Origin of the sequence: Rhizobium sp. C1 (assembly GCF_021026335.1) — a bacterium.
In the GTDB taxonomy this organism is placed as follows: Bacteria; Pseudomonadota; Alphaproteobacteria; order Rhizobiales; family Rhizobiaceae; genus Ensifer_A.
This window is the reverse complement of the sequence record NZ_JAJNCY010000001.1, coordinates 1,003,001-1,027,179: the sequence shown is the minus strand read 5'-3', so window position 1 is coordinate 1,027,179 and position 24,179 is coordinate 1,003,001. Positions and strand designations below refer to the sequence as shown.

General features: G+C 62.4%; 16 protein-coding genes. 12 read left to right on the top strand and 4 right to left on the bottom strand.

The window, feature by feature from the left end; all coding sequences use genetic code 11:
- Window positions 1-94: 94 nt before the first annotated feature.
- Window positions 95-5,341, bottom strand: a complete 5,247-nt coding sequence (locus tag LQK83_RS05045; RefSeq protein WP_230836141.1) for a hypothetical protein — start codon at window positions 5,339-5,341, stop codon at window positions 95-97.
- A gap of 715 nt (window positions 5,342-6,056) precedes the next feature.
- Here LQK83_RS05045 and LQK83_RS05040 point away from each other — a divergent pair.
- The gene (locus tag LQK83_RS05040) at window positions 6,057-6,425 is read left to right on the top strand and encodes an Hpt domain-containing protein (RefSeq protein WP_230836140.1); all 369 of its coding nucleotides are present in this window, start codon (window positions 6,057-6,059) and stop codon (window positions 6,423-6,425) included.
- Between the two features lie 106 nt (window positions 6,426-6,531).
- Here LQK83_RS05040 and LQK83_RS05035 read toward each other — a convergent pair whose 3' ends face one another.
- Entirely contained in the window at window positions 6,532-7,554 is a 1,023-nt protein-coding gene (locus tag LQK83_RS05035) for a flagellar biosynthetic protein FliO (RefSeq protein ID WP_230836139.1), read from the bottom strand.
- Between the two features lie 453 nt (window positions 7,555-8,007).
- On the opposite strand from LQK83_RS05035, the gene cckA reads away from it, so the two are divergent.
- Window positions 8,008-10,629 carry a cell cycle histidine kinase CckA gene (cckA, locus tag LQK83_RS05030; RefSeq protein ID WP_230836138.1) on the top strand — a complete coding sequence of 874 codons (2,622 nt, stop codon included), beginning with the start codon at window positions 8,008-8,010 and terminating at the stop codon, window positions 10,627-10,629.
- Between the two features lie 31 nt (window positions 10,630-10,660).
- Here the strand turns inward: cckA and xth are convergent, their stop codons facing one another.
- Window positions 10,661-11,446: an exodeoxyribonuclease III gene (gene xth, locus LQK83_RS05025; RefSeq protein WP_230836137.1), complete on the bottom strand. Its 786-nt coding sequence runs from the start codon at window positions 11,444-11,446 to the stop codon at window positions 10,661-10,663.
- Window positions 11,447-11,473: 27 nt separating this feature from the next.
- Complete coding sequence (gene erpA, locus LQK83_RS05020; protein ID WP_230836136.1) at window positions 11,474-11,806, bottom strand: iron-sulfur cluster insertion protein ErpA; 333 nt, start codon at window positions 11,804-11,806, stop codon at window positions 11,474-11,476.
- Between the two features lie 202 nt (window positions 11,807-12,008).
- Between erpA and LQK83_RS05015 the strand changes: the two genes are divergently transcribed.
- The 10 genes from LQK83_RS05015 to tatC all read left to right on the top strand — a co-directional run bounded on the left by LQK83_RS05015 (window position 12,009) and on the right by tatC (window position 24,085).
- Window positions 12,009-13,226 carry a deoxyguanosinetriphosphate triphosphohydrolase gene (locus LQK83_RS05015; RefSeq protein ID WP_230836135.1) on the top strand — a complete coding sequence of 406 codons (1,218 nt, stop codon included), beginning with the start codon at window positions 12,009-12,011 and terminating at the stop codon, window positions 13,224-13,226.
- A 65-nt stretch (window positions 13,227-13,291) separates the two neighbouring features.
- Window positions 13,292-15,052: an arginine--tRNA ligase gene (argS, locus tag LQK83_RS05010; RefSeq protein ID WP_230836134.1), complete on the top strand. Its 1,761-nt coding sequence runs from the start codon at window positions 13,292-13,294 to the stop codon at window positions 15,050-15,052.
- 59 nt (window positions 15,053-15,111) lie between these two features.
- A complete protein-coding gene (locus tag LQK83_RS05005; RefSeq protein WP_230836133.1) occupies window positions 15,112-18,339 on the top strand; it encodes an SPOR domain-containing protein in 3,228 nt (1,075 codons plus the stop codon).
- A gap of 85 nt (window positions 18,340-18,424) precedes the next feature.
- The gene (nagZ, locus tag LQK83_RS05000) at window positions 18,425-19,441 is read left to right on the top strand and encodes a beta-N-acetylhexosaminidase (protein WP_230836326.1); all 1,017 of its coding nucleotides are present in this window, start codon (window positions 18,425-18,427) and stop codon (window positions 19,439-19,441) included.
- 28 nt (window positions 19,442-19,469) lie between these two features.
- Window positions 19,470-20,306, top strand: coding sequence for a segregation and condensation protein A (locus tag LQK83_RS04995; RefSeq protein ID WP_230836132.1), 837 nt, complete (start codon window positions 19,470-19,472; stop codon window positions 20,304-20,306).
- Between the two features lie 2 nt (window positions 20,307-20,308).
- On the top strand, window positions 20,309-21,013 hold the full coding sequence (scpB, locus tag LQK83_RS04990) for an SMC-Scp complex subunit ScpB (protein ID WP_230836324.1): 705 nt from the start codon (window positions 20,309-20,311) through the stop codon (window positions 21,011-21,013).
- Between the two features lie 38 nt (window positions 21,014-21,051).
- A complete protein-coding gene (locus LQK83_RS04985; protein WP_442966701.1) occupies window positions 21,052-22,173 on the top strand; it encodes an ABC transporter ATP-binding protein in 1,122 nt (373 codons plus the stop codon).
- 66 nt (window positions 22,174-22,239) lie between these two features.
- Complete coding sequence (locus LQK83_RS04980; RefSeq protein WP_230836131.1) at window positions 22,240-22,434, top strand: twin-arginine translocase TatA/TatE family subunit; 195 nt, start codon at window positions 22,240-22,242, stop codon at window positions 22,432-22,434.
- Window positions 22,435-22,469: 35 nt separating this feature from the next.
- On the top strand, window positions 22,470-23,240 hold the full coding sequence (tatB, locus tag LQK83_RS04975) for a Sec-independent protein translocase protein TatB (RefSeq protein WP_230836130.1): 771 nt from the start codon (window positions 22,470-22,472) through the stop codon (window positions 23,238-23,240).
- Window positions 23,237-24,085, top strand: coding sequence for a twin-arginine translocase subunit TatC (tatC, locus tag LQK83_RS04970; protein WP_230836129.1), 849 nt, complete (start codon window positions 23,237-23,239; stop codon window positions 24,083-24,085). The genes tatB and tatC overlap by 4 nt, the downstream gene beginning before the upstream one ends.
- Window positions 24,086-24,179 lie beyond the last annotated feature (94 nt).

Sequence of the window (24,179 nt, the reverse complement as noted above, 5' to 3'; positions counted from 1 at the left end):
TTCAAATGAATTGCCCCAGCAAATCGGTCAAAGAAAAACCCCGGTAGCGAGGCCGCTGCCGGGGTTCGATACGTGTTGGGCCTGAAGACCTTGCTTACCGCAGGCGACCCGCAGCGTGGGCCAGCATCGTGTAGACCTTGCCGGTATCGGAGGTCAGGTACGACTGCGTGATGGTCTTGTCCGGATCGTTGCGGGCGACATCGGACAGCAGGTTTTCGAAATCGGCGATGTAGCGGTCCACGGCGGCGCGGAACTCGCCTTCGCGCTCATACTTGTGCTTGATCTCGTCGAACGTCTCCTGACCCTTCAGCGTGTAGAGGCGACGCGTGAAGATGTCGCGCTCGCCGCGCTGGTAGCGACGCCACAGGTCGACGGAGGCGTCATGGTCGATCGCACGGGCGATGTCGACCGAAAGCGAGTTCAGGCTTTCGACGACATGACGCGGGTTGCGGGCGGCCGGTGCCGGCTGGGCGGCTCGACGCTCGAACTGCGCCTCTTCGCGAGCTGCGCCCTTGAGGAGATCGCTGATCCAGCCACCCTGCTGCGGAGCGGGCTGCTGCGCCTGCGGCTGTACGGCGGCGCGCGGTGCCGGCGCGTCAATCACGGCTGCGGGCTGGCGGGCGACCGGCGCTTCCTGGCGCACGGGCTGAGCCGGGGCCGGCTGATAGACAGCGGCCTGCGGCTGGTAGGCCGGAGCGGCAGCGGTTGCGACGGCAGCTGCCGGACGTGAAACGGTCGACAGTTCCTGACCGCGCGAGATGATGCGCGAGAGGTCCTGCAGCGCCTTGATCTGCTCGGACACGGCCTTGCGCATATTGGCCGCGCTTTCCTTGGCTTCTTCCGGAAGATCGAAGGCACCGCGCTTGACTTCGGCGCGGGTCATGTCGAGTTCGCGGCGGATGTCGGTCGCTGCCTTGCGGACTTCTTCCGTCGCGCCCGAGAAGCGGCCGACAGCCTCTTCGACAGCCGACTTCATGGCGTCGCGCATACGCTGGCTAGTCGCCTCCGACTTCATGCCCGTTTCGGCGAGCAGGCGGTCGATGTCCGAAACCGTTCCGGTGATGCCGCCGCGCAGGCTCGCGGCAATCTCGTTGGCGCGGCGTTCGGCTTGGCTGAGCGCGCCGTTGAGGGCACGGCCGGCTTCCTCGGTCGCTTCGGTCAGTGACTGGCGCAGCGTCTGGGCAGCTTCCTGCGAGCGTAGTTCTGCGGCCGAAAGAACGCGATCGGCATCCGCATAGGAGCTGGCAAGGCTGGAGCGCAGATTGGTGGCAATGTGACCCGTCCGCTCTTCGACTTCCGCCATGGCATCGCCCACCAGAGCGCCGAGCGAACGCATGGTGCGCTCGATTTCCTCGGAGCGGCCGATCAGGCCGATGGAGAGATCGCGCAGCGCCTGCTGACGCTCTTCCAGCGTCGAGGCAAGGTTCGACTGGGCGGCCGACACCAGTTCGGAGGCCTGGCTGAGGACGCGGGCATGGTCGTCGAAGCGGCCCGAAATACCGGCGATCTGGCCGAGCGTGTTATTCGACAGATCGACCAGCTTTTCCGACTTGCCTTCGAGAAGGCGGGTCGCGGCTGTCATCACATCCGCAGCCTTGGCGGCTTCGGACCCTATACGGCTTGCCGTCTGATCGAGGCGGCTGTCGGCGGCCGAAAGCGTGGTTGCCGACACGTCGAGAACTTCCGCCAGATTGCGGTTCGATGCCTGCAGCTGGTTGATGAGGCTGGAGACATTGTCGCGCAGGCTGGTTTCGGTCGCGTTGAGGGCTTCGGTCGTTTCCGTCGTGCGCTGGCTGATGGCGTCGAGCGCTTCGCCGGTCCGCGAGGTGAGGGCGGCGATGAGCGCATCGTTTTCCTTGCGGATCTGCGCGGCGCTGTTTTCGGCGGCACTGGAGATGCGTGCAGCGGCGGTCGCGCTGGCATTGGCCAGGAGATCGGCTGCCGGCTGAGCGCGCGTTTCGATGAGCTTCGACATCTCTTCGGCGCGACCGGCGAGCATCGAGTTCAGTTCGCGGGTGCGCTCATCCAGCGTGTTGCGGATGGTTTCGTGGCGGGCGGCCAGCGCGCGCTCGGCATCGCTGAGGCCGCGGGCGATGGACTCGCCGCGCTGGGCAAGTTCCTGGTCGGCCTGAACGACACGACCGGTAAGTTCGTCGGCGCGCTGTGCCGCCTGGCTTGCCAGCGCTTCGGCCCGTTGGGCAGCCTCGCGGGCCAGCTCTTCGGCGCGGGCGACTGCAAGCTGCGCCAGTTCCTCGGCGCGGGCAGCCGTCTCGCTGGTGAAGCGGTTTGTCGTTTCGGCAAGATTGGAGGTAACCTTATAGGCTTCCTGACCGATGATATTGGTCACTTCCGTTGCCGCAGCGGAGAGCGAGGAGACAAGGCCTGACGTTTTCTGATCGATGGTCGAGGCCAGCCGCTCGCCGGCTTCGCTGGCAAGGCTTGCCACCTTTTCGCTTGTGGTGCGGACTCGCCCTTCGAGAGCCGAGAGCGAGGTCTCGATCTTGCCGCCGGATTCACTGAGATGCGACGCGATATTATCGAGAGCGGTATCCATACGCCCGCTGACCGTGGCTGCCAGCTGATCGATTTCGCGCGTTGCATCGGAGAAGCGGCCGGCCACCGTGCCGGTCGTGCCGAGCACACTTTCGTTGAGGCGGGCCGCGCTCTGTTCGACGGCGTCGCGCAGAGCATGTTCGCGCTCTTCCAGCGACATTTCCAGCATGCCGGTCGCCGCGGCGATCGAGGCGCCGATGGCGGTTGCCTGTTCGTTGAGCGTGTCGCCAAGCTGACCGATCCCATTCGAGATCGTGTCGGCGATGTTTCCGTGGCTCGCCGAGAACATGCGGCTCATCTCGTTGATGCCCGAGTTCACGGTGACGTCGAATTGGGCATGGCCGCCCTGCAGCATGGCCGCGAAGCGCTCCTGACCGTTGCTGATAGTGCCGGAAAGCGTGTCTTCGTGATTACGCAGAACGCCTTCGAGATTCTCGATATTGGCCGACATCGTCTGCGCGGAAACGGCAACCGTCTGCGACAGCAGATCTTCCGCCTTGGCATGGCCGGCCGTGAAGATCGTGGCCGTCTTTTCGAGATTGTCGGTAAACATCGCCTCGGCGCGGTCGATGCTCGTCTGGATCGCGCTGGCCGTCTCGTCGAGACCGGACGTGAAGAGCGTTTCCGTACGCGTGATCGTGGCTTCGAAACGGGTGACGGCCTCGCTGGAGCCTTCCGCGAAGGCCGCGTTGACGCGCTCGAGGCCGGCCTCGATTGCGCCCGCCGCACGGCCGGTGCTTTCGGCGAAGGTCGTCTCCATGCTGGCGATGCGGTCGTCAAGCGTACTGCGCAGCGTGTCGGAGGCAATGCCGATAGACAACTGCAGGCTTGCTTCGCCTTCATCCAGCGCGCCGGCAATGCTGTCGGCGCCGCGCGTGATGACGCTTTCGATCGAATTGCGGCGCTCCTCGAAGGCGCGGTCGAAGGCTTCCTCGTGCGCAATCAGCGAGTTGGAAAGCTGCGACGTGCCTTCCGTCATGATCGTGGCGATGCGTTCCTCGCCGCCCATCAGCGCTTCTTCGAGCGATGCAGCGCGGATGTTGAACTCGGTGCTCAGATGGTTGCGCGCCTGGTCGATCCCTGTGAAGATGCGCTGCTGGCCTTCCGAAAGGGCCGTTTCGAGCGACGCTGCACGGGTGCTGAATTCGGAAGTGAACTGGTTGCGGGCTTCGTCGAGGCCGCCGAAGAGGGCAGTCGAGCGTTCGGCGAGAACATTGTCGATCCGGACATGCACCTCGTTGACCGACTGGCTGAGCGACTGGCTGTGCTGGCTGATCGTGTTCTCGATCATCTCCTGGCCCGTGCTGAGCGTGGTGGCCAGCGCGAAGGACTGGTCGGACAAAGCAGAACTCAGCCGCTCAATGCTGGTGCCAAGCAGGCCCTGCATGGCGTCCTGATGCGTTCCGACAGTACTTGTCACGCGTTCCAGGCTGTCGTTCAGCTTGTGGCCCAGCTCGGCCGCGCGGCGGTCGAAGGCTTCGCTGAAGGCCGAGAAGCGGTCATCAAAGGCGGTGCTGACGCTGCCGATGGTCGATTCCAGCTTTTCTTCGAAGAAGCCCGTACGCAGATCCATATCCATGACCGCCTCGTCGGCGGCCGACTTGAGGTTCTGGCGGAAGGATGCGCCCTTTTCGTCCAGCGCGGTGTTGAGCGAGGCAATTAGGTCGTCGAGCCCGGTGACGATCGCGCTCTGCCCGACGGCGAGGCTGTCATTGATTTCCTGCGTGCGGGAGATCAGCGTTTCATTCAGTTGACGCGTCCGTTCGGCCAGCGCCGCATTCAGCTTGGTCGTGTTCTGGTCGAGCGTCGAGGCGCGGGTTTCGAACTGCGACAGGAGCTCATTGCCGCGGTTGGTCAGGGCAAAGCTCAGTTCTTCAAGACGCGTGTCGAACTCGTTGGCCAGCGCAAAGCCGGCGGAGTTCAGCGTTGACAGCAACGTATCCGACTGGGTGGCAAGCATCGTGCCGATCGTGCTTGCAGCCGTTTCGGACTTCTCCATCAGGAGAGCTGCGCGGGTGTCGATCATCGAGGCGAAGGCTTCGCCCGTGATCGCCATCTGCGCCGTCAGTGATTCGGCAGCGCCCCGCATGTCGGAGGCGAGGCTGTCATGCGCGCCGGAAATCGAAGAGCGCAGGCGTTCCGAATGATTGATGATGGCTTCGCGCTCGGCGCTCAGTTCGTTGACGAGCGTCCGCACACGCACCTCGTTTTCCGAATAGCTGCGCTCCAGCGCGTTCACTTCGGAATGGACGAGCGTTTCCAGTTCGGTAGCGCGGGCGATCGTGCGTTCGATGCCTTCGCTCATAGCCGAGACTTCGCGACGAACGGCCTGGCCGATGGTCATGATGCGCTGCGAGGCCATGGTTTCCGGCTCGCTGAGCCGCAGCGCGACTTCAGCCATGGAGCGGGCGGCGGAGCGCATTTCCTGCGCACGGCCCAGAATGAGACCGAAACCGATGATCAGCAGAACCGGGATAATGACGATGCCGGCAAGCGTGAGAAAGCCGGGGCTGGTGATCGTGCTGGCGACATTTTCAGCGCCTGCCTTTGGCGTCGAAAGGGCAAGATAGCCCAGCGCGATCGAAATGACGATCCAGACCGAGGCAAACAGCATGGCGCTGCGGATGACGCTGCGGCCGGCGCGCGTGTCGAGAGAGCGAAGCAGCGACGAGGAGGTACGGCCCGATGGATCGTTGGCGGGAGCGAGGTAAGGCGACTTCGGCGCCGGTTCCGGGCCGAGCTCGCGTGCGAAATCAGGCCGGGCTTCGGAGGCGGACTCTGAGCTCATGGACCTTGCAGATCTCCCTTCACCCGAGCGCGCATAATTGCTCGCCGGCTGCGAAGCGGCCTTCGGCTTGGCGGTCTCGTCAAAGTCGATCTGGAGGGCTTTCTCCAAAGCGTCAAACGCAGCCTGTTCAACAGGTTCGTTGCCCTTTTTTGTCGCCATGCTTTTTACGCCTCGTTACGCACTCTACTCGATGACGGATGAAGAAGCTGCCGCATCCCGATCCGCCAAGCCTTGCACAAGCTTCGATGAATAGCCTTTTCTTGTCTTCGGGTTAACCCGCCTGACCGGCTCTATCCACCGTAACCTGACGTCGCGGTCAGGGTCCTTGGCGCACCTTATCATGTACGCCTTACGCTTGACCACCTGTCATCATTCGGGACAGGGCGGCTAGCGCCTTATCCACGTCCTTCCGACCCTGTCTTCATGCGGGACGCCATGCGCCCGCACTCTACGACCGTATCGTTCCGGCACAATAGCTTAAATGCCGGTCAAGAGAGGAGTCCTTATTAGTGCGGGGCTTTCGCCGTGCGCTGCCGATCCTCGCAGCCGATCACCAATTCTCCACCAATTCCGGACGTTTAGAGGATGTTAACCATGATTTTAGTTTTCCGTCCAGTTTCCGCCCATTTTTAATCCGATGGCGATTTTCCGTTGCTTTCATGCGCTTGCACCCGCGGATCGGGTTCAAACTATAACGATAAAAGGAAAACAGGTCATGGCATCTTATAGCATTGCGTTCGCCGCCCCTGAAGCGCCGAAGGGCTACAGCCCGTCCGCCTCCAAACCGATCGATCTCGTTCACCTGGCGCGCCAGACCATGGGCGATCGCACGGTTGAACTGGAGGTTCTCAAGATTTTCGCCCGCCAGGCCCGTCAGTGCCTCGCCGAACTGTCGTCCGCCGATCAGAATGGTCGCGTCGCAACGGCGCATCGCCTGAAAGGGGCCGCCGAAGCCGTCGGCGCTTTCCCGCTGTCGAAATTCGCCGAAGAGATGGAAGCCGGCGCATGTGATGCAGCCCATCTCGCCAAGATGACGGCGGTCATCACCGAGACCGAGAATTTCATCAACCGGCTTTGCCGCTAAGCCTTCGCCGACAGCCAAGGTCGACTGACAAAAAAGTAAGGGCGCGCTGCGATGGCAACGCGCCCTTCCTGTTTGATCTGATGAGGTCACGCAGCCTGGGGCGAACTCAGGGCGTTTGCTTCTGCTTGCGGCGCGTCTGCAGCTCTTCCAGAATGCGCGCGACTTCCATCTCAAGCGCGGCTTCAGTGCGCGGCTTTTCAGCTGCAACCTCGCGCGCCAGCGGCAATTGCTGTGCGGCGGCGGCGGATGCACGGGCCGAGGCGGGCCCGACACCCGGTGCCGCGGCAGCAACAGTGCGCTGTGCGCTGCGTGGCGTTACTGCCGGCTGGCGGTCATTGGCTTGCATGCGTTCGCTCAGCAGGCGCTCGAAGGTCGAAACCTGACGGCGCGAGGCTTCCGCCTGGCGCGCTGCCTGCAGCGACGCTGTCGCAGCAGCATCATTCAGGATGCGCGAGCGCAGCATTTCGATAATCGATTCTGCATTCGCTTCTGCGACCGCTGCGGCAGAGGGCTTGGCAGGCTCGGGTGCAGGTGCAGATGCAGATGCCGGCATTGCGGCGGGCTCGGGATGATAGGCCGGAGCCTGTGCCGATGCCGGGAATTCCTTTGCATCGAAGGCTGCGCTGGCACCGTAATTATAGGTGTCTTCGTCCGCCACCTCGGGAAGTTGTTCATGGTCCCAGTTGTTGGCGGGCTGTTGAACGGGCTGCGTCCGGGTCGCTTGCGGCTGGCGCTGCGGTGCCGCGCGGCGCTGCTGGGTCTCGCCCACCGCTTCCTGCGATTCGCTCCGGCGTTGCAGGGCTGCTGCCGCAGCGACCGCAGCCGTTGCTGCCGTGGGTTCCTCGAGTCCGATGCGGCTTTCGATCACCACATCTGTCGGACCGCCGATCAGAACAAGGTGCTCCACATTGTCGCGACGGATCAGCACCACGCGCCGGCGGGTATCCACCACAGCTGCATCGATCACGGCGAGCCGCTTGGCGCGCTCACGTCCGGTCATGCCGAGAAGGGGCGATACGGGGCGCTCGCGCAAATATTTCAGGACACCCGCATAAGCGATCAGTCCGAGGCCAACGACGGCGACCGCGATCACGAAATTCGTCGCCGTTTGCCCGTTCAAGAAGTCCATTTGTCCCTAACCCCTAATCGCACACCCATGGGACTCATATCGCCGCACCCGCGACAGGCGGTGAGCAAGGACGACATGGTACGCAAAACCCCGATAAAACCGGTCCGAAAAACCGGCATGAAACGCTTAAAGCCCCGCCAGACATGCATGCGTGGCGCTGTCATCTCAACCCGAATGTTGCTATGTATGCCGCCGCCTGCATGAGACCGCGCAAGACCTCCAAACCGGTTGATTCCTGCGCTAAAACAATTTGAAAAGCTTTTGTTTTAAAAGCAAGCGCCCGGCCCAAAAAGACCGGTGGAGAACTGGGCCCGCTTCCTGAAAAGCGCCGCCGCGGTTTCGGGGCGGTCTTGAACTTGGCGGGCAATCCTAGTGAATTGGGTGAGGTTCCGTGTTGATTCCTTCCTGATATGATCGGAGAGGGCTGAAAGCGGTGCAGACAAAGGGGCATTGATGACGCAGTACAAGCAGGCGGACGATTATGATCCGCCGATCGTGAACAGACCCGCGGGCGCGGGAACCTGGCTGCGCATCGTCGTGCTTGCGGCAGCGTTGACGCTGTCGGCGCTCGCCTTTGTCGTCTTTAAGGACCAGCTGGAAAACGAAATCGTGCTGGGCATCCTCGGCGTCTTCGCCATGTGCGGCATCTTTTTCGTCGTCTCCGCGATCATCGGTTTCATCGAGGTCATGCCAGCGCCGCGCACAGAGGCCTATGCCAATGCATTCCTTGATTCGCATCCTGACGGCGCGATCGTCACGGACCGCAAGGGCAGGGTGATCTATGCCAATCGTGCCTATGGCGAATTGACGGGCGCGCGTTCCGTTGCCGCGACGCAAACGCTGGAAACGCTGCTTTCGCGTGATCCCGATTCGAATCAGGCGCTGTTTCGCCTTGCCAATTCGCTGCGAGAGGGCAAGGGCGGCTTCGAGGAGTTTCGTCTGCGCAAGCCTCTCGGCCTGTCGGCCACCACAAAGACGGACGGCCACTGGTATCGCCTCAAGGCGCGTGTTCTCCCGGTCGTCGATGGCGACAAGCATCCGCTTTACATATGGCAGATCAGCGACATCACGGCCGAGCGCGAGAAGCAGGAACGCTTCTTCCGCGAGCTGCAGAACGCCATCGATTATCTCGACCATGCCCCCGCCGGCTTCCTTTCGGCCGGAAGGCGCGGGGAAATCTTCTACATCAACGCAACGCTCGCCGGCTGGCTTGGCGTCGATCTCACCACCTTCCAGCCGGGGAACCTGAGCCTGTCGCAATTGATGGCGGGGCAGGGACTGGCCATACTCCAGTCCGTCCAGGCCGAGCCCGGCCGCGAACGGACCGAAACGATCGATCTTGACATGCGCAAGACGAACGGGCAGGGCCTGCCGGTCCGCCTCGTTCACCGGGTATCCGCGACCATCGACGGCGCACCGGGCGACAGCCGGACCATCGTGCTGGAGCGCACTGGTCTTGGAGACGCCCAGCAATCCGGTTCCATCGCCTCCGCCCGATTTAACCGCTTCTTCAACAACACGCCGATGGCAATCGCCTCGGTGGATGGAGCCGGCAAGATCCTGCGCACCAATGCGCCCTTCATGACGCTCTTCTCGGATATCGTCTCCCGGGACGAGGTGGAGAAGGGCGCACCGCTGGAGCGCATCGTCCACGAGGGCGACCGCCAGATGCTAACCGATGCGTTGGCTGCTGCACGCGATCGCCAAGGCAATATTGCGCCCTTCGATTCGCGCCATCCGGCCCAGGAAGGCCGCCATTTCCGCTTCTATGTGAATGCCGTCATCGACCAGAGCGATGAAGCCCCGGAAGAGGCTGCCATCGTCTACGCCGTGGAAAACACGGCGCAGAAGGAACTCGAACAGCAGATGGCCCAGACGCAGAAGATGAACGCGGTGGGCACACTGGCCGGCGGCATCGCGCACGACTTCAACAACGTGCTGACAGCGATCCTCCTCTCTGCCGACCACCTGCTCCTGCAGGCGCGCCAGTCGGATGCGAGCTTCGCCGACCTGATGGAAATCAAGCGCAACGCCAATCGCGCCGCCGTTCTCGTGCGCCAGCTGCTCGCCTTCTCGCGCAAGCAGACGATGCGCCCGACGGTGCTGAACCTGACCGATGTGGTGGGCGACCTGCGCATGCTCGTCGATCGCCTGACCTCATCCAACGTCAAGCTCGAAATCGATTATGGCCGCGACCTCTGGCCGGTGAAGACCGACCTGTCGCAGTTCGAGCAGGTCTTGATCAATCTCTGCGTCAACGCCCGCGATGCGATGCCGAATGGCGGCACGATCACCATCCGCACCCGCAACATCAACGGCGCAGACGTGCCGGCGATGAACCTGCTCGGTATGCCGGCGGAAGACTTCGTGATGGTCGAGGTGGAGGATACCGGCACCGGGATCGCCCCCGAGATCATGGATAAGATTTTCGAGCCCTTCTTTACCACTAAGGAAGTCGGCAAAGGCACGGGTCTCGGCCTTGCCATGGTCTACGGCATCGTTCGCCAGTCCGGCGGCTACATCTATCCGGAATCGGAAGTCGGTAAGGGCACGAAGTTCAAGCTCTTCCTGCCGCGTCATATCCAGGAGGTTCAGGCCCAGCCGGCAGCACCGGCACTCGGCGCGCCAGCGGACGGCTCTGCACCTGCACCCGAACACAAGGTTCTCGGTGCCTCTGCCAACGAGCAGGAGATGGACCTGACCGGCAACTCGGCGGTCGTTCTGCTGGTCGAGGACGAAGAGGCGGTGCGCCGCGGCGGCAAGCGCATGCTGGAAACGCGTGGCTATACTGTCCACGAGGCGGGTTCGGGCGTCGAGGCGCTCGACATCATGGACGAGCTCGACGGCAAGGTCGATATCGTCGTCTCGGACGTCGTGATGCCGGAAATGGATGGCCCGTCCTTGCTGCGCGAGCTGCGCAAGAAATATCCGGACATGAAGTTCATCTTCGTCTCCGGCTATGCCGAAGACGCGTTTGCCCGCAACCTGCCGCAGGACGCCAAGTTCGGCTTCCTGCCCAAGCCCTTCTCGCTCAAGCAGCTGGCCCAGGCCGTGCGGGAAATGCTGGATAGCTGAGACGCGAATGTCGTCTCAGATCAGATCGGTCTCAAAAATCGAAATAGCCCGCGACCGGCACATGGTCGGAGGGCTTTTCCCAGGCGCGGACATGTTTTTCCACCGCGACCGACTTCAGCCGGTTGGCGGCCTCCGGCGAGAGCATCAGATGATCGATGCGGATGCCGTTGTTCTTCTGCCAGGCGCCGGCCTGATAGTCCCAGAACGTATAGACCGGCACGCCATCGCTGGAGGCGCGGAGCGCATCGGTGAAGCCAAGGTTCTCGATGCGGCGGAAGGCCTGCCGTGTCTGCGGCAGGAAGAGGGCGTCGCCCGCCCAGGCTGCAGGGTCATAGCAATCATGCGGCTCGGGGATGACGTTATAGTCGCCGGCCAGAACCAGCGGTTCTTCCAGCGCAAGCCGCGACTTCGCAAACGCTTCGAGCCGCGCCATCCAGGCCAGCTTGTAAGGGTATTTGACCGGATCGTCCGGCGGGTTGCCGTTGGGCAGATAGATCGAGCAGACGCGCAGCGCGCCCTTCTCGGTCGAGAATACGGCCTCCATGAAACGCGATTGCTCGTCCGCATCGTCACCCGGCAGGCCGCGCGTCACCTCGTCGGGCGAGACTTTCGAGAGGATCGCAACGCCGTTGAAACCCTTCTGGCCGTGCGTCTCGACATGATAGCCAAGCGCTTCGATCTCGAGCCGCGGGAAGTTCTCGTCCACCGACTTGATTTCCTGCAGGCAAACGATGTCCGGATCACTTTCCTTCAGCCAGGCGCAGAGATTTTCGATACGGGCGCGGACGCCGTTGATGTTCCAGGTGACAATCTTCATGGCGTCCGCTTGTTATGCGAGGAGGTATCAGATGGCGAAGCTGGTGCCGCAGCCGCAACTGGCCACCGCATTCGGGTTCTTGATCTGGAAGGATTGGCCGAGCAGGTTGTCGACGAAGTCGATCTCCGAACCTTCCATATAGACGAGCGACATCTGGTCGATCAGCACGCGCGCGTTGTCGCGCTCGATGACGATATCGTCATCTTGCCGGTCTCCTGTCAGGTCGAATTTGTAGGAAAAGCCGGAGCAGCCGCCGCCCTCGACGGAGATGCGCAGCGCGTTCTTGTCGGTCTCGGACGCGATGATCTTGGCGATTCGCTTGGCCGCGCTTTCGGTCATGGTTACGTTGACTTCGGTCATGTTTTCATCCTTGGCCGGGGTCAAGGTCCGGCGGTTGGTTGGAATCCCGCATAAAATGGGGGCAATTTCGATCGCGATCAATCTCTTCCTGTGCGTTCGGTCAAGTTTTTCGCGAGGCCGCCCGCAAATTCGGCGCGAACTTCTTTCAAGCCCGGCTTCAGAAGGCTATGTAGGCCGAAGATTGAACAGTTGCAGAGCGAAAATGACTTTCGACAGGAACAGGCTTGGTTTCGGTTACGGCGAACGCGCCATCTATGCCGCAGACCCGTGGACGACACGCGGACGACTTTATCCCGAGACACCGAGCCCGACGCGCAGCGATTTCCAGCGCGACCGCGACCGTATCGTTCACACGACCGCCTTTCGTCGTCTGAAGCACAAGACGCAGGTCTTCATCGCCAATGACGGCGATCACTATCGTACGCGCCTGACCCACACCATCGAAGTCGCCCAGATCGCCCGGGCGCTTGCCCGCGCCATGAAGCTCGACGAGGATTTGGCGGAAGGCGTGGCGCTCGTCCACGATTTCGGCCACACGCCGTTCGGTCACACCGGCGAGGATGCGCTCGACGAGTGCCTGAAGCCCTATGGCGGTTTCGACCACAATGCCCAGTCGCTTCGCCTCGTCACCAAGCTTGAGCGCCGTTACGCCGAGTTCGATGGTATCAACCTGACCTGGGAAAGCCTCGAAGGGCTCGTGAAGCACAATGGCCCCTTGATGGACAGAGAGGGCAACGGCACGCGGGGCCCGGTCCCGCAGCCGATCCTCGACTATTGCGCGCTGCACGATCTGGAAATTTCGAGCTTCGCCAGCCTTGAGGCCCAGGCTGCCGCGATTGCCGATGACATCGCCTATAATACGCATGACATTGATGATGGTCTGCGCTCCGGCTATCTGACTTTCGAGATGCTGGAAGAGATCCCGTTCCTTGCCGGCCTGATGGCTGAGGTAAGGGGGCTCTACCCCGCGCTCGACCCGTCGCGTTTCACGCATGAGATCATGCGCCGCCAGATCACGCGGATGATCGAGGACGTGATTTCCGTCGCGCAGCAGCGGCTGGCAGAACTTCAGCCGCAATCGGCGCAGGATATCCGCAACGCCGACCGGATGGTGATCGAGTTCTCCGACGCGATGCGCGAGACGGACAAGGCGATCAAGAAGATGCTCTTCACGCGCATCTACCGCCATCCGGAAATCATGCGTATCCGCAAGGGTGCCGCCGATATCGTCGCCGACCTCTACAAGGCCTTCATGGACGACCCGAAGCTGATGCGGAAGCACCATTGGTACGACCACATTTCGGAGCTGCCGGAAGCCGCCAAGGCCCGTCAGGTCGGCGACTATCTGGCCGGCATGACGGACACCTATGCTATTGCGACGCACCGCCAATTGTTTGACCACACCCCGGATTTGCGATAGCGACGGCCGCAATTGAACCATCCCGCACGAGCCTGTGCAGCGGTTTTCCGCAGGAAACGAGACCCATGAATATCTTTCACGACTTCGCCAACAAGATCAAAGCTGTCCTGAATGACATCGATGTCTTCAAGGAAAAGGGCGCCGGTGTCGATCTCTCGCGCATCACGGTCGAAGCCCCGCGCGATCCGGCCCATGGCGATGTCTCGACCAATGTGGCGATGCTGCTCGGCAAGCCGCTCGGTATGAACCCGCGTGACTTCGCGAACCTCGTGGTGGAAAAGCTGCAAGCCGATGCGGATATCGCGGATGTCAGCGTTGCCGGTCCAGGCTTCATCAACATCCGTCTCGCAGCCGGCTACTGGCAGAAGCTGCTGGCCGCCATGGTGTCGTCCGGCGAGAGTTTCGGCCGCTCCGACCTCGGCAAGGGCCGCAAGGTCAATGTCGAATATGTCTCGGCCAACCCGACCGGCCCCATGCATGTCGGCCATTGCCGCGGCGCGGTTGTCGGCGACACTCTGGCGAACCTGCTGGCCTTCACCGGTCACGAGGTGACGAAAGAATATTACATCAACGACGCCGGCTCGCAGATCGATGTGCTCGCCAAGTCCGTTTACCTGCGCTACCGCGAGGCGCTGGGCGACAAGGTGGGCGAAATCCCGGCCGGTCTCTATCCGGGAGACTATCTCGTACCTGTCGGCAAGGCGCTGGCGGATGAATATGGCACGAAGCTGCGCGCCATGCCGGAAGACCAGTGGATGCCGATCGTCAAGAACACGGCGATCGACGCCATGATGGCGATGATCCGTGAGGACCTCGCGGCGCTGAATGTCCATCATGACGTCTTCTTCTCGGAGCGGACCCTGCATGACGGCAATGGCGGCCCGATCCTCTCGGCGATCAATGACCTGACCTACAAGGGCCATGTCTACAAGGGCAAGCTGCCGCCGCCGAAGGGACAGGTTCCGGAAGATTGGGAAGATCGCGAGCAGACGCTGTTTCGCTCGACGGATGTCGGCGACGATATCGACCGTCCGCTGATGAAGTCGGACGGCACTTTCACCTATTTTGCCGCCGACGTTGCCTATTTCAAGAACAAGTACGATCGTGGCTTCAACGACATGATCTATGTGCTGGGCCAGGACCATGGCGGCTACGTCAAGCGGCTGGAAGCGGTTGCCAAGGCGGTCTCCGGCGGCGCTGTCCATCTGACGGTTCTGCTCTGCCAGCTCGTGAAGCTTTTCCGCGATGGCGAGCCGGTGAAGATGTCGAAGCGCTCCGGCGATTTCGTCACGCTGCGCGACGTGGTGGATGAAGTCGGCCGCGATCCGGTCCGCTTCATGATGATCTATCGCAAGAATTCCGAACCGCTCGACTTCGACTTCGCGAAAGTGACTGAGCACTCGAAGGACAATCCTGTCTTTTACGTGCAGTATGCGCATGCGCGCTGCGAATCAATTTACCGGCAGGCGCGAGAAGTCTATCCGGATCTCGACCTTGCAAATCTGAAGTTTGATGACAAGATTGCGTCACTGATCGATGATCCGGCTGAGTTGCAGCTGGTGGCAAAACTTGCCGAATACCCCCGGATTATCGAGGCTGCAGCGGTTTCGCAGGAGCCTCACCGGGTCGCATATTACCTGTATGACCTTGCGGGTGTGTTCCACGGACACTGGAATAAGGGCAAGGAAAATACCGGCTTACGGTTTGTTAACGATAAAAACCGAGAATTGACCGTGGCCAGGCTGGGATTGGTGAGGGCAGTGGCATCCGTTTTGAAGTCGGGACTCGGGATTACCGGGACGGCAGCACCTGACGAGATGCGGTGACCGTCGCCATTTGCCCATAATGTCCTGGCAGGTAACGCAAGCTTTTGCGAGTGGACAATATGGCAGATAACAGACGCGCCGGTGAACGGACAATCTTTCGCGGGGACGTAGAAGGAAACGATACTCTCGCGGAGATTTCCAGGGCGCTGGAGACGGAACGCCGCACGCCGATCGCCGTCGGGGCGGGTTTCACGCCGCCCGCCGGTGGGCAGGCGTCGAACATTCCTGCCATGGCTGATCTCGAAGATGAATTGTTGCGCGAGTTTGCGCTTTACGAAGGTCCGCGTGAATCCGTTGGGCGCGAGCCTGCCGCCCGCGAGCCGATGCGGAAGCTTGAGCCGACCTTCGAGCCCGCTGTCCGCGCCCCGGCTTCGGTCGCGCCGCCCGTGACTGTTGCACCTGTTGTAAATGAAGATGATGACGACACGATGCCGCCGATGGATGCCGGCAGCGTGTTTCGTGCGACCCGGCCCGCGCCAATCGTGCGCACACCGGCCGTTGTATCCGAGCCTGTTCGTGAGGTCGCTCGCGTAGAGCCCGTGCCGCCGGTGGTTTTTGCGCCCGAGCCGGATGCGGACGTCGACATTGTTCCGGACGCTGCTTTTGAGTCCTCGCAGGAGGCCAACGAAGAACCCGTCGAGTTCGCCGGCCCGATCCCCGATCTCGCCGAGTGGGATTTGCTGGACGAAGTGGCGTCGGAAACGGTAGCCGGCGACCCGGCTGTCGCCGTTGCCGTTATGGAAGCGGAGCTGGAGCAGTCGCTGGGCGTGCTGGATCTGGTGCCCGACGCGGCTGTCGCGCCCGTTTCTGACGATGCTGAGCCCGTCTTTGACGGGCCGGTTCCCGATTTTGACTTCGATGAAGAGCCGGCTCTCGCCAGCTCGGTTCCGGAACTCGCGCTCGACGATATGGACCAGGACGCCGGTGAGCCCGTCTTTGCCGGTCCTGTTCCGGATTTCGATTTCTCCGAGCCCGAAGCTGACGCTTCCGCCGAACCCGAAGCTCAAGAACTTCATGCTGTTGCGGATATGGAAGCGGAGTTGGAGCAGTCGGTGGGCGCGCTCGATCTGAAGCCGGATGCGGCTCTCGAGCCTGTATCGCCCTTCGCTGCCTGGAAGAACGATCGCCTCGCTGCCCTTGAGACGACCACGCCGGCTTGGCTCTCCGCCGGCGCGCTGGCGCCGAAATGGGTCGCCCCTGCTGATGTCGCGGCTGTTGCTGAAGCCGCGCCGCAAGCTGTTGCTGCGGCCGAGGCGCCGGTTTTTGTCGAGCCCGTTCCCGCTGAGCCTGTGTATGTTGAGGCAGCGTCCGTTGAGGCCTTGTCGAGTGAAACCCTCGCCCTAGACAAGAGTGAGGCTCCTTCCGCTTCTGCAGAGCCTGAAAATGATCTGTTCAGCGATTTCGAGTTCGATCTGGAGGCCGACGATCTTGTCGCCGCCCCTGCTGCAACCGCTCAGGAGCCGCCTGCGACCGAAGTCGTTGCGCTCGCGAGCGAGGAGCCTCATGATGAGGGCGAGCCCGAGCCCGCCTTCGTCCATGAGCCTTATGTCTCGGTGGAACCGGACCTACATGCCTTCTCAGTGAAGCCGGATGCCTTTACCGCCGCCGGGCCGGTTGCTGCCGCTCTCGGCACGCCTGCCGCCGTTGCCGTCGATCCGGTTGCCGAACTGCCGGGCTGGCTGACCTCCGGCCGCAAGTCGGTTGAGCCGATCGCCGCAACGCCCGCACAGAAGGAAGCGGATTTCGACTTCAAGGACTTCGAATTCGATTTTGACGAGGATGCGATCGAGGCTGAAGTCTCGCGCGCGGTCATGACCGAATTGCAAGCCGCACCGGCCAAGCCGCCGGTCGATGAAATGCCTTTCGATCCGAGCGCGATTGCCGAGATCGAAGATACAATGCCGGCCTCTTTCGGAACGATGGATGTGCCGCAGGTTCCCGAGCAGGATGGCGAGATGCCTCCGAAGCCGGTGTCCGACTTCGATTATGACATCGAGGCGGAGATGGCGGAGCTGTTCGCGATGGGGAGCAAGCCCAGGGAGCAGTCCGCGAGCGCCCTTGCTGACGGTCAGCGCGACGGCGAAGACGACGGTCTCGACAACGGCCTTGCCAATGAGCTCATCCGTTCCATTCATGAAACGCCCGCCATTCCTGCCGGCCGCGCCTTCGATATGACGGATATCGATGCGCAGCCGAAGGGGTTTGTGGCGCGATATGCCCGCGTCGCCGCAGCTGCCGCCATCGTTGCATTCGCCGGCCTTGGCGCCGTCATGCTGTGGCGCTCCGGCGATGTTCCGGGCGTTGCCGGCGATGGTACGCCGCGCGTGATCATGGCCGACAAGTCGCCCATCAAGGAAGTTCCCGATCAGCCGGGTGGCAAGCAGGTGCCGAACCAGGACAAGGCGGTCTATGAGCGCGTTGCCGGCAAGTCGCCTGAAGTGGTCAAGCAGGGCAGCCTGATTGCCAACGCCGAAGAGCCCGTGAACGTGTCCGAGAAAACCCTTGGCGATGATGGCGCGATGCCGTCCGACGCGCAGGCGCCGGGCGTGGCCGATGCATCCGATGCCGACGCGCGCCTGCCCGCAACGCCGTCCCAGCCGGGGGGCGATGGCGACAAGTCCAAGGAATCTGTCAGCCCGCGCAAGGTCAAGACCATGATCGTTCTGCCGAACGGCACACTGGTTGCGCGCGAAACGACGGCTCCGGCCGAACCACCGAAGTCGTCTGCCGCAGACGCCGTAATGACGGCCCCGGCTGCAACGGCCAATGTCGAGGCCTCGCAGCCGGCCTCGACGATCGCTCCGGCCAATGGCGCGCCTGCCACACAGGCAAGCCAGCAGGCGGCGGCCAAGCCGATGACGGCCCCGATCCCGACCGCGCGTCCCGCCGAACAGCCGGTAAATGTCGTCGGAACGGTCACGCAGCGTGGCAATGTGGCCGGTCAGCAGACCGCTGCGGCTGAAAAGCCGGCGGCGCAGGCCGCAGCCAAGTCCTCTCAGCCGACACAGCAGCCGGTAGCTCCCGCTGCCTCCAGCACGCCGGCCGGCGCCTATGTGATCCAGATCGCTTCGCTGCCGTCGCAGGAGGAGGCCAGGAAGTCCTATTCCAATCTCTCGGCCAAGTTCTCTTCGGTGATCGGCGGCAAGAGCATGGATATCAAGCCGGCCGAAATTCCGGGCAAGGGCACCTACTATCGCCTTCGCATTGTCGCTGGCAGCAAGGACGAGGCGATTGCGCTTTGCTCGCGCTACCGCGCGGCTGGCGGAAGCTGCCTCGTGTCCCGCTGACTCGTGTCCCGCTGACAAAAAACGCCTGAAACAATAAAACCATCGCCGCCTGCAAGGGCGGCGATGTCTGCTTGATGGATTGATGATGACAGATACGCGCGCTCTGATTCTCGGCTGTTCCGGCCTCCTGCTTACGGATGAGGAAAAGGCCTTCTATCGCGAGGTCCAGCCCTGGGGTTTCATCCTCTTCGGCCGCAACATCGAAAGCCACGATCAGATCAGACGCCTGACGGACGATCTGCGTGACACGGTCGCCGGCCGTCATGCGCCGGTGCTGATCGATCAGGAAGGCGGGCGCGTGCAGCGCATCAGGCCGCCGCTTGCCGACAAATATCCGTCCGGGGCGGATCTCGGCGCGATCTACACGAAAGACAGGGAGAAGGGGTTGCGCGCCGCCTGGCTGATGTCGCGGCTTCACGCCTTCGATCTCCTGAAGCTCGGCATCGATGTCGATTGCCTGCCTGTTCTCGACGTACCGGTCGAAGGCGCTCATGACGTCATCGGCAGCCGCGCTTACGGCCACGATCCGGAAACCGTGACCGCCATGGGCCGCGCTGCCGCGCAAGGGCTCAAGGACGGGGGCATGCTGCCGGTCATGAAACACATGCCGGGTCACGGCCGCGCAGGCGCCGATTCGCATCACAATCTGCCGGTGGTCGACGCTTCGCGCGAAAGTCTTAAGGCGCATGATTTCGCGCCGTTCAAGGCGATGCGCAGTGAACTGATGGCGATGAGCGCCCATGTCGTGTACACCGCCATCGATCCGGAACGTCCGGGCACGACCTCGAAGACCGTGATTGACGAGATCATTCGCGGTTACATCGGCTTTGACGGACTCCTTATGTCCGACGACACTTCGATGAATGCGCTTGCCGGAACAATTGGGGAGCGGGCGCGTGACATTGTTGCGGCGGGCTGCGATATCGTGCTTCACTGCAATGGCGTGATGACGGAAATGCAGGCTGTTGTCGCCGAAGCGCCGATCCTGCGCGGCAAGGCCAAGGCCCGCGCCGATGCGGCCATCGCGGGCTTCGCCAAGCCTGACGCTTCGGACGAGGCCGCCTTGCGCGCCGAGTTCTTCGCAATGATCCCCTCTGCCTGAGGGGCGGAACAGAGGGGCCAGTTGAGACATGGCCGAAGGGCAGAAGCAGGCCTCCGGGCCGCTTGAGAAACTGTGGGACGCGGATGCGGAGCGCGGGGTCACTGAACCCGCGCTGCTGATCGACGTCGCCGGTTTTGAAGGCCCGCTCGACCTGTTGCTCCATCTGGCGCGCACCCAGAAGGTCGATCTGTCGCGCATCTCCGTTTTGGCGCTGGCCGAGCAATATCTGGTCTTCGTTGAACAGGCGAGGGCGATCCGCATCGAACTGGCAGCCGACTATCTCGTGATGGCGGCCTGGCTTGCCTATCTGAAATCCCGTCTTCTCATCCCGCAGGCGCCGAAGGATGGTGAACCGACGGGCGAGGAAATGGCGGCGAGCCTGGCGTTCCGCCTGAAGCGGCTGGAGGCGATGCGCAACGCCGCCGAAAAGCTCATCAACCGCGACCGGTTGGGCCGCGACGTCTTCCCCCGCGGAGCGCCGGAACTGATTCCGGTCGAGCGCCGCTCCGCCTTCGAGGCGAGCCTTTACGATCTGCTCACGGCCTATGCAGTGCTTCGCCAGCGACAGGCGGTCACCAATGTCGTGATCGCCCGGCGCAAGGTCTGGTCGCTGGTCGAGGCCAGAACATTGCTGTCCCGCATGGTCGGCGAGATATCGGACTGGGTGTCGCTGGACATCTATCTCGCCCGCTACGCCGCTGACCCTCAGGAGCGCAGAACCATGATCGCCAGCGCCTTCGCCGCCTCGCTGGAAATGGCGCGGGAGCGCAAGATTGAGATCCGTCAGGACGGCGCCTTCCAGCCGATCTTCATGCGGCCCGGCGAGAAGGCGGCGGAGCTCGCAGAAGGGAGCGCCAAGGCATGACCATGGCCGAAACCGCCGACCTGATCGACGTGAACGAAACCGGCGCCGATGATCCGCGCTTCGTCGAGGCTTGCCGCATGGCCGAAGCGCTCGTTTTCGCCTCCGCGCAGCCGGTGTCCGAAACATTCCTGACCGAACGCCTGCCACGCGGCGTCGATGTTGCACTGGTCATGGCAACACTGAAGAACGATTACGTCGCGCGCGGCATCCATCTCGTCCGCATCGAGGGCCACTGGGCCTTCCGCACTGCGCCGGATCTCTCGTTCGCCCTTCGCTCCGACGAGCGCGAGCCAAAGAAACTCTCCCGTGCCGCCTTGGAAGTACTTGCGATCATCGCCTATCACCAGCCGGTGACGCGTGCGGAGATCGAGGATATTCGTGGCGTCCAGACCTCGCGCGGCACGCTCGACGTGCTGATGGAAGCGGGATGGGTGCGCTTCCGCGGCCGCCGGCGTACACCCGGTCGTCCGGTGACCTTCGGCACGACGAGAGACTTCCTCGACCACTTCGGTCTGGAGGAGGTTCGCGATCTGCCGGGGCTGGAGGAGCTGCGCGGGGCAGGGCTGCTCACCGGCCGCATGCCACCCAACTTCAACATTCCCTCTCCCATGTCCGACGACGAACTGACGGAAGACGAAGACCCGCTGACCCAGCTCGATCTCGAGGAACTCGGCCTCTTGACACCCGGCGGTAAAGAAGAGGAATAAGGTCCGCTTTTATCGGCCCGCCACGGCCTGCAATCCGGATGCTGCCCTTGTCGAAACTGCCCGAAAACTCCCGAACCGCATCCGATGGGCGCAGTCGCCGAACCGCAGGCGTGACCTTCGCCGCGCGTCTCGCCTTTTATGACATCCACCACAGCTATCACAACAAGGAGACCATCCGCGGCATTTCGCTCACGGCGGAGCCCAGCGAAGTGCTCTGCCTTCTCGGTCCCTCCGGCTCGGGCAAGACCACACTGCTGAGGATCGCTGCGGGCATTGAGCTGCAGTCCGCCGGACGTGTTCTCTTGAATGACCGCGAGATCGCCGGGCCGTCGACTATCCTGCCGCCGGAGCAGCGCGGCATCGGCCTGATGTTCCAGGACTTCGCCCTCTTTCCGCATCTCACGATCCTCGAAAACGTGCGCTTTGGCCTCACGGCTCTGCCAAAGAAGGCGGCAGTCGAGGAGGCCATGGCGGCGCTCGCCCGTGTTGGTCTCGACCATGCGGCCGAGAAATATCCGCATGCGCTTTCTGGCGGTGAGCAGCAGCGTGTGGCGCTTGCCCGCGCGCTTGCCCCGCGTCCGGCGGTCTTCCTCATGGATGAGCCCTTCTCCGGTCTCGATTCCCGGCTGAAGGACAGCGTCCGCTCCGAAACTCTGGCAATCCTGCGCGAGACCCGCGCAACCGCCGTCGTCGTTACGCACGACGCGGAGGAGGCGATGCTGATGGCCGATCGCATCGCGCTCTTGCGCGATGGCCGTCTTGTGCAGTCCGGCCCGTCCGAGGAGCTTTATCGTCGCCCCGTAAGCCTTTTTGCGGCCGGCTTCTTTTCCGACATGAACATCTTTGATTCGGTGGTGCTGAGCGGTGCCGTTGAAACGCCGCTCGGCCGCACACCCGTCACGGGTTTTTCGGACGGAACGCGCGTAAAAGCTGCGGTGCGTTTGTCGGACGTAAAGCCGAGCGGCGAGGGCGGTCGGATCCCCGCAAGAATTTTGTCGCGCCGGTTTCTCGGCGTGGTTGAGGTCCTTCGGCTGGCGGTCCCCGGTCTCGAAGAGCCCGTACGCGCGCGAATTCGTGCCGACCAGTTGCCGCAGGGCTTGCGCGACATATCGCTAGACGTTAACGAACGCGACATAATGGTGTTTGAAAAAGACGCTTGAACGTCTTACATCGTTTGGGGAACAAATAAGCCTTCGGTGTTCGGAGGTGTCAGGAAGGAGATTCCGATGGGTTCTTTTAGCATGGTGCATTGGCTGATCGTTCTGGTCGTCGTGCTTCTGTTCTTCGGTCGCGGCAAGATCCCGGAATTGATGGGTGACCTCGCAAAGGGCATCCAGAACTTCAAGAAGGGCATGTCCGAGGAAGATCCGGCGGACAAGGCCAAGACGGTCGAACACAAGGCCGACGAAGCCACCAAGTAATATCAGCGCCGACGGCGCTTGTCTGAGGTAGTTCAATGCTGGACATCGGCTGGACCGAGCTCTTGGTCATCGCCATCGTTTTGATCGTGGTGGTCGGGCCGAAGGACCTGCCGCCAATGCTGCGCGCATTCGGCAAGATGACGAAGCGCCTTCGCATCATGGCTGGCGAGTTTCGTCAGCAGTTCGATGAGGCGCTTCGCGAGGTCGAGCTGGACGATGTCCGTCAGACATTCTCGGATGCGCAGAAGCTGAACCCGGTCAATTCGCTCAAGGACGCATTGAACCCGTTGCGCCAGATGGGCAATGATATCCGCAGCGACATTCAAAACGCTGCGAAACCGGAGCCGGCCACGCTTGGCGAGCCCTGGAGACCGGAGACCGAGGTGAAAGCGCCCGGCGAACCGCCGACCTTCCCGGCGGCGTCCCCCGCGACGCCGGCAACCCCGGCATCCGCCGAAACGCCGGCCTCGCGTGATGCCACCTCGGAACCCAGGAAACCTGCCCGCAAGCCGCGGACCCCCAAGGCTTCTGCCGCCGGCGAGGCCGTCGCAGCAGAAGCGCAGGCGTCTGTGCCGGCTGTGGATGGGGCTGCCGCGTCCAAACCGAAGGCGGCACAGCGCAAGAAGGCTGCGGTGGCCACCGAGCCTGCTGCCGCCTCGGCAGAAACCGCCAATGCGCCGGTCAAAAAGGCCACCCCGCGCAAGGCAGCCGCACCGGTTGTCAATGCCGTTCCCGCCGCCGCAACATCCACCAAGACAGCGACACCGAAGAAGCCCGCCAAGGCCAAGAAGACGGATGATGCATGACTGACGACATCGACGACAAGCCGCAGCCGCTGCTCGAGCATCTGATCGAACTGCGCTCGCGCCTCATCAAATCGCTCGCCGCCTTCTTCGTCGCCTTCCTGGTCTGCTTCTTCTTTGCGCGCGACCTCTTCAATCTGCTCGTGATTCCCTACAAATGGGCCGTCGTCTGGGCACATCTGGATATGAAGAAGGCCGAGTTCATCTACACCGCGCCGCAGGAATTCTTCTTCACGCAGCTGAAGGTGGCGATGTTCGGCGCCATGGTTCTGGCCTTCCCGGTTATTGCCTCGCAGCTCTATCGCTTTGTGGCGCCTGGCCTCTACAAGAATGAACGCGCGGCCTTCCTGCCGTTCCTGATAGCGTCTCCCGTTCTTTTCCTGCTCGGCGCGGCGCTGGTCTATTTCTTCTTTACGCCGATGGTCATGTGGTTCTTCCTGCGAATGGAAGTGTCCGGCTCGGAAAGCCAGGTGGCAATCCAGCTGATGCCGAAGGTCTCGGAATATCTGAGCCTGATCATGACGCTGGTCTTCTCCTTCGGTCTGGTCTTCCAGTTGCCGGTCGTGACCTCGCTGCTCATCCGCGCTGATATCCTTAAGACGCAGACACTGGTCGAGAAGCGCAAATACGCCATCGTGCTGGCCTTCGTGGTTGCGGCCGTGCTGACGCCGCCGGATCCGATGTCCCAGATCGGCCTTGCACTGCCGACAATCCTTCTCTACGAAATCGCAATCTATGCCGGACGACTCATCGAAAAGGGTCGCGGCAAGGAGAAGGCTGCGGAAGACGAGCAGGCGACGGGAAGCGACGTCGCATCCTCCTCCGCGTCTGAAGACGGCGGGGCGTGACGACCGGCCCTGCCACGATATCGGGGCGGGGCTTTCTTGAAGACGAAGCTACCACCCTTTGGGAAACTGACCCGTCTTCGAAGGCTTGGACGAA